Source organism: Streptomyces sp. NPDC041940, assembly GCF_055589465.1.
Genome location: NZ_JBVJBP010000001.1, coordinates 306,450 through 319,188 on the forward strand (window position 1 = coordinate 306,450; position 12,739 = coordinate 319,188).

The 12,739-nt window shown below is 69.5% G+C and carries 12 protein-coding genes; 5 read left to right on the forward strand and 7 right to left on the reverse strand.

Annotated elements, in window-relative coordinates:
- Positions 1–51: 51 nt before the first annotated feature.
- Positions 52–705: a pirin family protein gene (locus ACZ6I3_RS01320; RefSeq protein ID WP_469410791.1), complete on the forward strand. Its 654-nt coding sequence runs from the start codon at positions 52–54 to the stop codon at positions 703–705.
- A 4-nt stretch (positions 706–709) separates the two neighbouring features.
- Here the strand turns inward: ACZ6I3_RS01320 and ACZ6I3_RS01325 are convergent, their stop codons facing one another.
- Entirely contained in the window at positions 710–1,525 is an 816-nt protein-coding gene (locus ACZ6I3_RS01325; RefSeq protein ID WP_469410792.1) for a serine hydrolase domain-containing protein, read from the reverse strand.
- A gap of 18 nt (positions 1,526–1,543) precedes the next feature.
- Positions 1,544–2,014 (reverse strand): GNAT family N-acetyltransferase, encoded by a 471-nt coding sequence (locus ACZ6I3_RS01330; RefSeq protein WP_469410793.1) that lies wholly within the window; start codon positions 2,012–2,014, stop codon positions 1,544–1,546.
- Positions 2,015–2,112: 98 nt separating this feature from the next.
- Between ACZ6I3_RS01330 and ACZ6I3_RS01335 the strand changes: the two genes are divergently transcribed.
- Together ACZ6I3_RS01335 and ACZ6I3_RS01340 are read left to right on the forward strand one after the other, a co-directional pair.
- The gene (locus ACZ6I3_RS01335) at positions 2,113–2,577 is read left to right on the forward strand and encodes a MerR family transcriptional regulator (protein WP_469410794.1); all 465 of its coding nucleotides are present in this window, start codon (positions 2,113–2,115) and stop codon (positions 2,575–2,577) included.
- Positions 2,574–3,587, forward strand: coding sequence for an aldo/keto reductase (locus ACZ6I3_RS01340; RefSeq protein ID WP_469410795.1), 1,014 nt, complete (start codon positions 2,574–2,576; stop codon positions 3,585–3,587). The genes ACZ6I3_RS01335 and ACZ6I3_RS01340 overlap by 4 nt, the downstream gene beginning before the upstream one ends.
- A gap of 80 nt (positions 3,588–3,667) precedes the next feature.
- Here the strand turns inward: ACZ6I3_RS01340 and ACZ6I3_RS01345 are convergent, their stop codons facing one another.
- From ACZ6I3_RS01345 to ACZ6I3_RS01355, 3 genes are all read right to left on the reverse strand, one after another.
- The gene (locus ACZ6I3_RS01345; protein WP_469411658.1) at positions 3,668–4,534 is read right to left on the reverse strand and encodes a DUF4429 domain-containing protein; all 867 of its coding nucleotides are present in this window, start codon (positions 4,532–4,534) and stop codon (positions 3,668–3,670) included.
- 66 nt (positions 4,535–4,600) lie between these two features.
- Positions 4,601–5,809 carry an alpha/beta hydrolase gene (locus ACZ6I3_RS01350; RefSeq protein ID WP_469410796.1) on the reverse strand — a complete coding sequence of 403 codons (1,209 nt, stop codon included), beginning with the start codon at positions 5,807–5,809 and terminating at the stop codon, positions 4,601–4,603.
- Positions 5,810–5,882: 73 nt separating this feature from the next.
- Positions 5,883–6,515 carry a TetR family transcriptional regulator gene (locus ACZ6I3_RS01355; RefSeq protein WP_469410797.1) on the reverse strand — a complete coding sequence of 211 codons (633 nt, stop codon included), beginning with the start codon at positions 6,513–6,515 and terminating at the stop codon, positions 5,883–5,885.
- A gap of 120 nt (positions 6,516–6,635) precedes the next feature.
- On the opposite strand from ACZ6I3_RS01355, the gene ACZ6I3_RS01360 reads away from it, so the two are divergent.
- Positions 6,636–8,261, forward strand: coding sequence for an MFS transporter (locus ACZ6I3_RS01360; protein ID WP_469410798.1), 1,626 nt, complete (start codon positions 6,636–6,638; stop codon positions 8,259–8,261).
- 222 nt (positions 8,262–8,483) lie between these two features.
- Entirely contained in the window at positions 8,484–8,792 is a 309-nt protein-coding gene (locus ACZ6I3_RS01365) for a small hydrophobic protein (protein ID WP_469410799.1), read from the forward strand.
- A gap of 67 nt (positions 8,793–8,859) precedes the next feature.
- On the opposite strand, the gene ACZ6I3_RS01370 is transcribed toward ACZ6I3_RS01365, so the two are convergent.
- Positions 8,860–9,594 (reverse strand): potassium channel family protein, encoded by a 735-nt coding sequence (locus ACZ6I3_RS01370; RefSeq protein WP_469410800.1) that lies wholly within the window; start codon positions 9,592–9,594, stop codon positions 8,860–8,862.
- 93 nt (positions 9,595–9,687) lie between these two features.
- Positions 9,688–12,435: a pyruvate dehydrogenase (acetyl-transferring), homodimeric type gene (aceE, locus tag ACZ6I3_RS01375; protein WP_469410801.1), complete on the reverse strand. Its 2,748-nt coding sequence runs from the start codon at positions 12,433–12,435 to the stop codon at positions 9,688–9,690.
- Positions 12,436–12,739: the final 304 nt, after the last annotated feature.

The following is a 12,739-nucleotide window of genomic DNA, read 5'->3' on the forward strand; positions in this document are numbered from 1 at the left end:
GACTGCCTTATCCGGACGGGAAGGTGCGTCGGCGGGTCTACGGTGGTCTCCGTGATGGACGTACGGCGCGCTCACGAGCGCTACCCCGGCGGGGAACCCGCCGCGGGGATCGAGACCTGGCACGCCTTCTCCTTCGGGCCCCACTACGACCCGGACAACCTCCGCTTCGGCGCGGTGATCGCCTGCAACGAGGAGCGGCTGGCCCCGGGGGCCGGCTTCGACGAGCATCCGCACAGCCACACCGAGATCGTGACCTGGGTCGTGGAGGGCGAGCTGACGCACCGGGACTCCACCGGGCACGAGTCGGTGGTGCGCCACGGGGACGTGCAGCGGCTCAGCTCGGCGGGTGGGGTACGTCACGTGGAGCGCAACGACGGCCCCGGCCCGCTGACCTTCGTGCAGATGTGGCTGGCCCCGCTCCGGCCCGGCGGCGACCCGTACTACGAGGTCGTCCGCGGCATCGCCGACTCGACGCCCTACGCCGTCCCGGAGGCGGGCGCGATGCTGCACGTGCGGCGCCTCGCGGCGGGGGAGCGGACGGCGGTGCCGGACGGGGCGCACGCGTACGTGCATGTCGTACGGGGTGACGTACGCCTCGACGGCGAGGAACTGGGCGTGGGCGACGCGGCCCGCGTCACGGACGCCAAGGGCCTGGAGGCCGAGGGCGTGACCGAGGCGGAGCTGCTGATCTGGGAGATGGCCTGACGGTCTAGAGCTCCGCGAGCACCGCGTCGGTGAACGCGGGCCACGCCTCGACCGCCCAGGGCCCGAACGCCCGGTCCGTCAGCGCGACGCACGCGGCACGCGCGTCGGGGTCGATCCACAGGAACGTACCGGACTGCCCGAAATGTCCGAACGTGCGCGGTGAGGACGAGGACCCCGTCCAGTGCGGCGACTTGGAGTCGCGGATCTCGAAGCCGAGCCCCCAGTCGTTGGGGTTCTGGTGGCCGTACCCCGGCAGGACGCCCTTGGTGCCCGGGTAGGTCACGGTCATCGCCTCGGCGACCGTACGGGGGTCCAGCAGCCGCGGCGCCTGCACCTCGGCCGCGAACCGCAGCAGGTCCTCGACCGTGGACACCCCGTCCTTGGCCGGGGAGCCCTCCAGGGCCGTCGAGGTCATTCCCAGCGGCTCCAGCACGGCCTGCCGCAGATACTCCCCGAACGGAATGTCGGTCGCCTTCGCGATGTGGTCGCCCAACTGCTCGAAACCGGCGTTCGAGTACAGCCGCCGTTCCCCGGGTGCCGCCATGACCTTGTGCTCGTCGAAGGCGAGGCCCGAGGTGTGCGCGAGCAGATGCCGCACGGTCGACCCGGCCGGACCGGCCGGCTCGTCGAGCTCGACCGCCCCCTCCTCGTACGCCACGAGCACCGCGTACGCCGCGAGCGGCTTGGTCACCGACGCGAGCGGGAACCGCCGCCCGGCCGGTCCATGGGTGCCGAGGACGGTGCCGTCCGCCCGGATGACACCCGCCGCAGCAGTGGGAACCGGCCAGTTCTCGATCAACGCGAGGCTCTTGAGCGACATGCGTTCGAGCCTATGCGCTCAGAGGGTGAGCTCCAGCAAGGGGTCGGGCTTGGGCCGGAAGCCCAGGGAGACGTAGAGCGGCTCGGCCTCCGGTGAGGCGGTGAGCTGGACGCGCCGGGCGCCGCGGGTGCGGAACCACTCCAGCAGGGTCTGCATGCACGCGCGTGCGTACCCGCGGCGCCGGGTGTCCGGGTCGGTGGCGACGCTGAAGACGAAGCCCACCTTGCCCTGCGGGTCGCCCGACGTCCCGATGCGGTAGTCGATCGTCCCGGCCACCAGCGACGCCAGCGCCCCGGGCCGCTCCGGGTGGTCCACGACGAACGCCACGAAGTCCGCCTCCGGCTCGCCCAGTTCGGCCTTCAGCGTGGGGAGGGACTCCCCGTGCCAGCGGGTGGACGGGTCGCTCGCGAACAGCGAGTCGATCATGATTTGGCGCAGCCGCAGGACTTCCTCGGCGTCCTCGGGCAGGGCACGGCGTACTGAACTCATGAGTCCGTACGCTAACCAGACGGATCAAGAAACGTCCTGCCGATTTCTTACCGTCCGCGCTTGCTTGGAGTGCGCTCCAAGGTTCTAGCGTGGGGGCCATGACGGTGATGGAAACCACGGGGACCAGGACCGACACCTGCGCCGGCCCTCCGCAGTACGACCGGCGCCCGGACGGCGAGGACAGGTACACGATCAGCGAGGTCGTCGCCTTCACCGGCCTGACCGCGCACACCCTGCGCTGGTACGAGCGCATCGGCCTGATGCCGCACATCGACCGGTCCCACACCGGTCAGCGCCGCTACACCAACCGCGACCTCGACTGGCTCGACCTCGTCGGCAAGCTCCGCCTGACGGGCATGCCGGTCGCCGACATGGTCAGGTACGCGGAACTGGTGCGCGAGGGCGACCACACCTACGGCGAGCGCTTCGACCTGCTCAAGACGACCCGCGAGGACGTCCTGGCCAGGATCGACGAACTCCGCGACACGCTCGCCGTGCTCGACCGGAAGATCAGTTTCTACGCGGACGCCGGGCGTGCCCCGGCGTCGGAGAGGTCCCGATGACGGACGGCAGGATCACGACGGCGAAGCTGGGCGACGACGGCCCCGAGGTGGGCGTCCAGGGCCTCGGCTGCATGGGCATGAACTTCGGCTACGGCCCCTCGGACGCGGACGCCTCCCGGGCGACCCTGGAACGGGCACTCGAACTCGGCGTCACCCTCTACGACACGGCCGACGCCTACGGGGCCGGCGAGAACGAGCGGTTCCTCTCGCCGTTCTTCAAGGCCCACCGCGACGAACTCGTCATCGCGACCAAGTTCGCCCTGTCGATCCCGCCGGACGACCCCACGCGCCGCGTCATCCGCAACGACCCGCCCTACATCCGCCAGGCCGTCGAGGCGAGCCTGAAGCGCCTGGACGTCGACGTCATCGACCTCTACTACATGCACCGGCGCGATGTGAACGTGCCGATCGAGGAGAGCGTCGGCACCATGGCCGAGCTGGTCCGCGAGGGCAAGGTCAAGCACCTCGGCCTGAGCGAGGTCACGGCCGGCGAACTCCGTGCCGCCCACGCCGTCCATCCCATCGCCGCCGTGCAGTCGGAGTGGTCGCTCTTCAGCCGTGACATCGAGACGAACGTCGTCCCGGCGGCGCGTGAGCTGGGTGTGACCCTCGTCGCGTACTCGCCTCTCGGCCGCGGCTTCCTCACAGGCTCCTTCGCCAGCGCCGAGGACCTGTCGTCCGGCGACTTCCGACGCCAGCAGCCTCGCTTCACGGGCGACAACGCCGCCGCCAACGGGGCCCTCCTGGAGCCCGTCCGTTCGATCGCCGAGGCCCACGGCGCGTCGGTCGGCCAGATCGCCCTGGCCTGGGCCCACCAGCAGGCGTCCCTCCACCGCCTGCCGGTCATCCCGATCCCGGGCACTCGCAAGCCGTCCAGGGTGGAGGAGAACACGACGGCGATCAGGATCGTCCTGACCGACGAGGAACTGGCCCTCCTGGACCCGATAGCGGCCAAGGTGGCAGGCAACCGCTACGCGGACATGGCCTTTACTTCCGCCGGACGGGAGTGAAGCGGACATAAGGGGCGCGGGGAACTGTGCGAACAACCACGCACAACCCGCGCCCGCCCACTCACCGAACCCGGCAGACGCTAGAGCTCCGACAACAATTCGGCCTTTTTGACCGAAAACTCCTTATCTGTCACCAGCCCGGCCTGATGCAGCTCCCCGAGATGCCGAATCCGCTCGGCGATGTCGGCAGGGTCCCGGCGCGGCCCGGCCGCAGAAACGGAAGACACCGCAGCCACTGGCTGAGACGTCCGCACCGCCGCCAACACCGCCGCAGCGAACGGCAGTGACTCATGCACCGGCCCGTACCCCAGACCGAACACCACCGCGGCCGGATCCTGGTCGGCCTGCGCGGCCGACCCGCCCGTGTCCCGGTGCAGCAGCCGCAGATGCCCTTCGAACACCTCGGGCGAGCGCCACTCGACCCCGTTCAGCTCCCCGACGGGGAAGTTCTGGTCCCCGGCCTTCCACTTCGCCGACGACGCCCCCGTCCAGAACCAACGGAAGTTGACGGTCCGCCCGTCGAACGAGGCCTTGCCGTCGTACGCCTTGAACGACAGCGGTCCCTTCGGCGGCTCCACCAGGAACCGCTCAGCGGGCCCGGACTCCGTCAGCAGCGCCCGCAGTTCGTCGGCGTAGTACTCCGCGAGCACCTCGCGGTCGGCGGGCATCACCAGGCGGTAGGGATCGCCGCTCTCCTTCAGCTGCCCGGCGGCCGCCTCCATCAGCGGGTCCGCACCGGGCCGCGGCTCGACGCGCAGCACGACCGTGCCGCGTTTCCCGCGGGTCAGCGTCACCCCGGCGATCGCGTCCAGGGGAACACGGCGTTCCCCGAGCGCCTGAAAGAGCTTCGGTGTTCGAATCCCCCGTTCGTAGCGGATGAGCACGGAGTCGGACTCGAACTCCCAGGCGGCATGAAATCCGGCCAGTACGTCACCCATGCGGCTCATCGTATGCGGCACACGCTCCTCCGTCCCCCTCCCGAGCAGACCGCAATTTCTTCGCCTCTACGCGCGTCAGGCCGCCGCCGTGCCGGACAAACCGGTCCGGCAGACGCCGTCTTCGTGCGCGCAGTGCACCGAGCGGTATGCGCCAACGCCGATCTCTGCGAAATTCATCAGACTTGCCGTGCCCGGCTCGAAGTAGCCGGCGTGACCCTTCGCACCCTGCGCCGACAGCACCCGCGCACCGAACCCGGAGGACACCGGGTCGGCCCCGTGGCCGAGCCCGCCGACCTCCAGGTACGGCACGTCCTGGATCCAGTCGTCGGCGTCCCGCATGGCCCACACCCTCGCGGTGGTGTGCAGTTGGGCGGCCTTCTCGACACGCATGCCGGGGCTGCCGGCCACCGCGATGTCGGACACCCGGGCCGGCAGCGAACGCGCCGCGACCCCGCACACCACGGAGCCGTAGCTGTGGCAGAACAGCGAGACCGGCTTGTCGCCGGGCAGCGCCCGCACCAGGGCGTTCAGTCGTACGGAACCCTCCGCGGCGCGCATCGCCGTGGCCGAGTCGATGCCGAGTCCGCTGGGGGCCGTGTAGTCGGCCCAGGCGATCACGGCCGTACGGGTCGAGGGGCTCGCCTTCCGCTCGGCCGCGTGCAGGGACTCGGCCATGCCGACGGGCGCCGAGTACTTGCGCTGGGTGCGCTGGAAGGTGAGCAGGTCGGTGTCCACGCCGGGCACGACGACCGAGACCCGGTCCGCCTGGCGCAGATCGCCGAAGACCTCCGCCGCCCGGCCCGAGCCCTCCGGGTCGAAGGCGAGGATGTGGCGGCCCGGTTCCATGAGGTCCTCGAAGCGGTGCATCCTGCGGCCGGCCTCTTGCTTCCCGACCGAGGTGAGGCGGCTGTCGTGCATGCGTTCCCGCTCGACCTTGCGTGCCTGGACGAGCGCGACGCGGTTGGCGCGATAGCGCAGCTCGACCGGGGCGCCGTTCATGTTGCCCACCGCGAGCGGATACTTGCGGACCAGGCTCGCGCGGTCCTGCGCGGTGAGGGAGGCGAAGAAGCGGGCCAGCTTCTTCGGCTGGGCCTCGGGGTCCGGCAGCCCGTGACCGCCGATCCGGCCGTGCTCCCAAGCGGAGAGCGAGGCCTGGAGCGGCGTGTCGCCCCGCTGGTTGCGCAGGGCCGTCCAGCCGGTGGTCGCCAGCATCACGAACACGACGGCCAGAGCGAGCAGCGCGCGCCAGACGTTCAATTGCGGGGAGGTGTCGAAGGAAGTCACTGAAAGGACACACTAGGAGAACGAGAGGGTCTCGCGTTAACCAAGTGACCGGGATCACGTTTCGGTGAAGGCTCTAAGGGGACTGTCCTGTACGCCAGTTCCCGGCCAGTGCCGGACCCACCTGATCCAGGTATGTCGTGGTGAGTTGGCGCATTCCCGCGAGGCTGAGTTCGTCCCCCGCGGACCACAGTCGCTCGGTGACGCGAATCACGCCGCCGAAGAGGGCCACGACGATCCTCGGCCGCGGATCCGCGTCCACGTCCAGCCCCTCGCGTTCGGCGATGATGCGCGCGAGTTGCTCCTCCAGCTCCGCCGACCGCCGCAGATGGGCGGCGAACAGCGCGGGCGTCGACTCGATCACCCGGTAGACGCGCAGATGGAGGTCGATCGGCACGATCTCCTCGACGGCCTCGCTGATCGTGTCCCAGCTCTCCAGCACGGCCCGGCGCAGCGCCTCCAGCGGGACCTCGTCCGGCGGGCGCACCTGGAGGGCCTGGACGACGAGACCCTCCGCGAGCCGCGGCACGAAGAACGCCGTCTCCTCCTTGCCGGCGAAGTAGCGGAAGAAGGTGCGCTGCGAGACGTCGACGGCGGCGGCGATGTCGTCGACGGTGGTCGCGTCGTACCCGCGCGTGGCGAACAGCTCCAGAGCGGCACGCAGCAGCGCGTCCCGGGTGCGCTGCTTCTTCCGTTCACGCAGGTTCAAGGCGTTCCGTTCCTCTCGTCTGAAGTGTTTTCCCTGTTCAGGCTATACGGGGATGTCATGTCAGTTACCGACTAGTGAATTGGTTTGTCAATTGTCAGTGGCTGTCATTAGCCTCGGCGCATGACTAGTCAGACCACCATCGACAAGACGGGGTCGGGGGGCAAGCCGCCGGCGGCGCCGTCGGACGCGACGCCGGGCAAGGGGCTGCGGGGACACCCCTGGCTCACCCTCATCACCGTCGCTGTGGGGGTCATGATGGTGGCCCTCGACGGCACCATCGTGGCCATAGCCAACCCGGCGATACAGAAGGACCTCGGCGCCACCTTCGCCGAGGTCCAGTGGATCACCAACGGATACTTCCTCGCCCTCGCGGTCTCCCTGATCACCGCGGGCAAGCTCGGCGACCGCTTCGGCCACCGGCAGACCTTCCTCATCGGCGTCGTCGGCTTCGCCGCCGCCTCGGGCGCCATCGGCCTGTCCGACAGCATCGCGTTCGTCGTCGTCTTCCGCGTCCTTCAGGGCCTGTTCGGCGCGCTGCTGATGCCGGCCGCGCTCGGCCTGCTGCGAGCCTCCTTCCCGGCCGAGAAGCTGAACATGGCGATCGGCATCTGGGGCATGGTCATCGGCGCGTCCACCGCGGGCGGCCCGATCCTCGGCGGTGTGCTCGTCGAGCACGTCAATTGGCAGTCGGTGTTCTTCATCAACGTGCCCGTCGGCATCCTCGCCGTCGTCCTCGGTGTGGTGATCCTGCTCGACCACCGCGCCGAGAACGCCCCGCGCTCCTTCGACATCCTGGGTATCGCCCTGCTGTCGACGGCCGTGTTCTGCCTGGTGTGGGCGCTCATCAAGGCCCCGCCGTCCGAGTGGGGCTGGGGCGACGTCAAGACGCTGTCGTTCCTCGGCGCCTCCGTGCTGTGCTTCGTGCTCTTCGCCTTCTGGGAGACGAAGGTGAAGGAGCCGCTGATCCCGCTCGCGCTGTTCCGTTCCGTGGCGCTGTCCGCGGGTGTCGTGCTGATGGTCCTGATGGCCATCGCCTTCATGGGCGGCCTGTTCTTCGTGACGTTCTACCTCCAGAACGTGCACGGCATGAGCCCGATCGACGCGGGTCTGCATCTGCTGCCGCTCACCGGCATGATGATCGTCGGCTCGCCGCTCGCCGGCGCGATGATCACCAAGTTCGGTCCCCGTGTCCCGCTCGCCGGCGGTATGGCGTTCACCGCGGTCGCCATGTACGGGATGTCGACCCTGGAGACGGACACCGGCAGCGGCATCATGTCGCTCTGGTTCGCCCTGCTGGGCTTCGGTCTCGCGCCGGTCATGGTCGGCGCCACGGAGGTCATCGTCGGCAACGCCCCGATGGAGCTCTCGGGCGTGGCGGGCGGTCTTCAGCAGGCCGCCATGCAGATCGGCGGCAGCCTCGGTACGGCCGTGCTGGGTGCGGTGATGGCCTCCAAGGTCAACAGCGACCTCCCGGACAACTGGACGAAGGCGGGGCTTCCGCCGCTGACGCCGGAGCAGGAGCACCAGGCGTCCGAGGCGGTCCAGGTCGGTGTCCCGCCGCTGGCGCCGGGCACGCCGGACGCGATCGCCGCGAAGATCACGGGTGTCGCGCACGACACGTTCATCTCCGGCATGAGCGCGGCGTCCCTCGTGGCCGCCGGGGTCGCCGTGGTCGCGGTGCTGGTGGCGTTCCTCACCAAGCGCGGTGAGAACGCGGAGGCCGGCGCGGGCGCGGCGCACATCTGACGGGCGTTCGCCTATCAGGGTGAACAGAACCGTCGAACTCTCCCCTTCGGCACCCGTCGCAGGTCACAGTGGGTCAAGTCCTCCGCAGGGCATGGGGACGGACGCTGCGGCGCGCTGCCGGAGGGGGGCGGCGCGCAGGCAGCGTGATTGAAAGCCGTACGGGGGGTACTCGCCAAGTCGTATCCGAACGAACCCCAACCAGCCGAGGATCAACGGGAGTTGATGATGGCGAGTTTCGGACACGGTACGCGCAGGCACCCCCGCTCACGTGGCCGGACGTGGTCACGGACCGGGCCGGACCGCGCGACGCTCGGAATCATCGGAGTCATCTGCGCGGTCGCCGGATTCTTTGTGCTGGGGATCGTCCTCGGCCCCGCGGCGATCGTCTGCGGCTGGCTCGCCATGGGCCGCACCTGGGCGGGTTCCCGCCCCGTCACGGCCGTTGTCGCCGTGATTCTGGGCGCCATCGACACGCTCCTGGCCATCATCTGGCTGTCAGGAGCGGTCACACCGGGCGTGGGCATGTTCTGACCCGGACGAAGTGAACAAGGGAAGGGCCCCTGGCGGTTCAGCCGGGGGCCCACCTTTGTCTTCCGCCCTAGTCCACCGGCGTCCCCTTGAGCGCCGCCAACTCCCCCCGCAGCGCCCGCACCTCCTCCGTCAGCTCCCGTATCGCCTCCGTCTGCCGGCGCTCCTCCACGTCGTCCTTCTCGAAGCGCGCTATGAACCACGCGGCGATGTTCGCCGTCACCACACCCAGCAGCGCGATCCCCGAGAGCATCAGCCCCACCGCCAGCATCCGCCCCATGCCCGTGGTCGGCGCGTGATCCCCGTACCCGACGGTCGTCATCGTCGTGAAGGACCACCACACCGCGTCACCCAGCGTCCTGATGTTCCCGTCCGGCGAGTCCCGCTCCACGGACAGCACCGCCAGCGACCCGAACATCAGCAACCCGACCACGGCCCCGCCGACATACGTCGTGAGCCGTATCTGCGAGGCCATCCGCGCCCGCTGCCCGACCAGCAGCAGCGTCGACACCAGCCGCAGCAGCCGCATCGGCTGGAGCACCGGCAGCAACACCGCTCCCAGGTCGAGCCAGTGCGTCCGTACGAACCTCAGCCGCTGCTCCGCGAGCGCCAGCCGGATCAGGTAGTCGAGCGCGAACGCCCCCCACACCACCCACTCCACCGCGGTGCACACCTCCACCACGTCCCGGCTCGCGTCCGGCCGGACGATCGGCACGGCATAGGCGACGGCGAAGGCCAGGGCCAGGCCGAAGAGGGGCCGCTGGGTGTGCTGTTCCCAACGGAGTTGGGCGGACTGCTGTTGCATGGCCGCATCGTAGGAAACGTGAAGGGGTGGTGCGCCCACGGTGTACCCGTGACGCGCACCACCCCTTGACAGGGTGCGACAGGTTTCCGGGTGCTACGCGTCGCCGCCCGCGGCCCCCGGGTCGGCCGCCGCCACGTCGAGCAGCTGATACCGGTCGATGGCCTGCTTGAGCACCGACCGGTCGACCTTGCCCGCGCGGGCCAGCTCGGTCAGCACCGCCACCACGATCGACTGCGCGTCGATGTGGAAGAACCGGCGGGCCGCGCCCCGCGTGTCGGCGAAGCCGAAGCCGTCCGCGCCGAGCGACTGGTACGTCTGCGGCACCCAGCGCGCGATCTGGTCCGGAACCGACCGCATCCAGTCGGACACGGCCACGACCGGTCCCTGCGCGTCGGCCAGCTTCCGGGTCACATACGGCACCCGCTGCTCCTCCTCGGGGTGCAGCAGGTTGTGCCGCTCGCAGTCCACGGCCTCGCGCCGCAGCTCGTTCCAGGAGGTCGCCGACCAGACGTCGGCCTTGACGTTCCACTCCCGCGCGAGGATCTGCTGCGCCTCGACCGCCCACGGCACCGCGACACCGGACGCCATGATCTGCGCCGGGATCGAGCCCTCCGTGCCCTCGCTGAAGCGGTGGACGCCCTTGAGGATGCCCTCGACGTCCACGTTCGCCGGCTCGGCCGGGTGCTGGATCGGCTCGTTGTAGACGGTCAGGTAGTAGAAGACGTCCTCGCCGTGCGGGTGCTCCTCGGAGCCGCCGTACATGCGGCGCAGGCCGTCCTGCACGATGTGGGCGATCTCGAAGCCGAACGCCGGGTCGTATGCCACACAGCCGGGGTTGGTGGAGGCCAGCAGCTGGGAGTGGCCGTCGGCGTGCTGGAGGCCCTCACCGGTCAGGGTCGTACGGCCCGCGGTCGCGCCCAGGACGAAACCGCGCGCCAGCTGGTCGGCCATCTGCCAGAACTGGTCGCCGGTGCGCTGGAAACCGAACATCGAGTAGAAGACGTAGACCGGGATGAGCGGCTCGCCGTGCGTGGCGTAGGCCGAGCCGGCCGCGATCAGCGAGGCCGTGCAGCCCGCCTCCGAGATGCCGTCGTGCAGCATCTGGCCGTTCGGCGACTCCTTGTAGGCGAGCAGCAGATCACGGTCGACCGACTCGTACTGCTGGCCGAGCGGGTTGTAGATCTTCGCACTCGGGAAGAACGAGTCCATGCCGAAGGTGCGGTACTCGTCCGGCGCGATCAGCACGAACCGCTTGCCGATCTCCTTGTCCCGCATGAGGTCCTTGAGGAGCCGGACAAAGGCCATCGTCGTCGCGATGGACTGCTGGCCCGAGCCCTTCTTCACGGTCGCGTACGTCTTGTCCTCGGGGAGAGGCAGCGGCTTGGATCGCACGACACGCGTCGGGACGTAACCGCCGAGTCCCTTGCGGCGGTCGTGCATGTACTGGATCTCCTCCGAGTCCCGGCCCGGGTGGTAGTACGGCGGGACGCCGGACTCCAGCTCCTTGTCCGGGATCGGCAGGTGGAGGCGGTCGCGGAAGCGCTTGAGGTCGTCGACCGTGAGCTTCTTCATCTGGTGCGTGGCGTTGCGGCCCTCGAAGTTCGGGCCCAGCGTCCAGCCCTTGATCGTCTTGGCGAGGATCACCGTCGGCTGGCCCTTGTGCTCGGCCGCCGCCTTGTACGCCGCGAAGATCTTCTTGTGGTCGTGACCGCCGCGCCCCAGGTGCAGGACCTGGTCGTCGGTCATGCCCTCGACCATCGCCCGCAGCCGGTGGTCGTCACCGAAGAAGTGGTCGCGGATGTACGCGCCGGTCTCCGTGGCGTACGTCTGGAACTGTCCGTCGGGCGTGGTGTTCATCCGGTTGACGAGCACGCCGTCGCGGTCCTGGGCGAGCAGCGGGTCCCAGCTGCGGTCCCAGACCAGCTTGATCACGTTCCAGCCGGCGCCGCGGAAGACCGACTCCAGCTCCTGGATGACCTTGCCGTTGCCGCGCACCGGGCCGTCGAGGCGCTGGAGGTTGCAGTTCACGACGAAGGTCAGGTTGTCCAGGCCCTCGCGGGCGGCGAGCGTGAGCTGGCCCAGCGACTCCGGCTCGTCCATCTCGCCGTCGCCGAGGAACGCCCACACCTGCGACTTGGTGGTGTCGGCGATCCCGCGCGCGTGCATGTAGCGGTTCATCCGCGCCTGGTAGATCGCGCCGATCGGGCCGAGGCCCATCGACACCGTCGGGAACTCCCAGAAGTCCGGCATCAGGCGCGGGTGCGGGTACGAGGACAGGCCGTAGGGCGCCTTGGACTTCTCCTGGCGGAAGCCGTCCAGGTGCTCCTCACTGAGCCGGTCCAGCATGAAGGCGCGGGCGTAGATGCCCGGCGAGGCGTGGCCCTGGAAGAAGACCTGGTCGCCGCCGTCGCCCTCGTCCTTGCCGCGGAAGAAGTGGTTGAAGCCGACGTCGTAGAGGGAGGCGGAGGACGCGAACGTGGCGATGTGGCCGCCGACGCCGATGCCGGGGCGCTGGGCCCTGGACACCATCACGGCCGCGTTCCAGCGGGTCGCGTTGAGGATCTTCCGCTCGATCTCCTCGTTGCCCGGGAAGAACGGCTCGCTCTTGGTCGGGATGGTGTTCACGTAGTCCGTGCTGCGCATCTCCGGCACGGCCACGCGCTTCTCGCGGGCCCGCTCGATCAGCCGCAGCATCAGATAGCGGGCGCGTTCCCGGCCGCGCTCGTCGACAGCGGCGTCGAGGGAGTCGAGCCACTCCTGCGTCTCTTCGGGGTCGAAGTCAGGAACCTGACTCGGAAGGCCGCCAATGATGATCGGGTTGCGATCGGATGCGGAAGCCACGCTGTTCCTTACCTGTCGGAGGGCCGTGCCGGGGCCGCTGCTTCGCTGGTGTCGCTGGGCGATGTCGCTGGGCTGCGCCGCCACCCATGGTCTACCTCGGGGCCGTAAACGTCATCTCTACCGAGCGGTAACCCGGGCGGGAACCCGGCTCCGCGTCGACTCTGTGACGTATGGGGCGAATACATTCGAGTCTCGTACCCACAGACGATTCCCAAACGCCCAAACAGGGCAGAAAGGTGTGGTGTGCATCACCTCGGACCATGATGGTGTGCCTGGAGTTGCGGTGACACGGCCAGGATCGTCA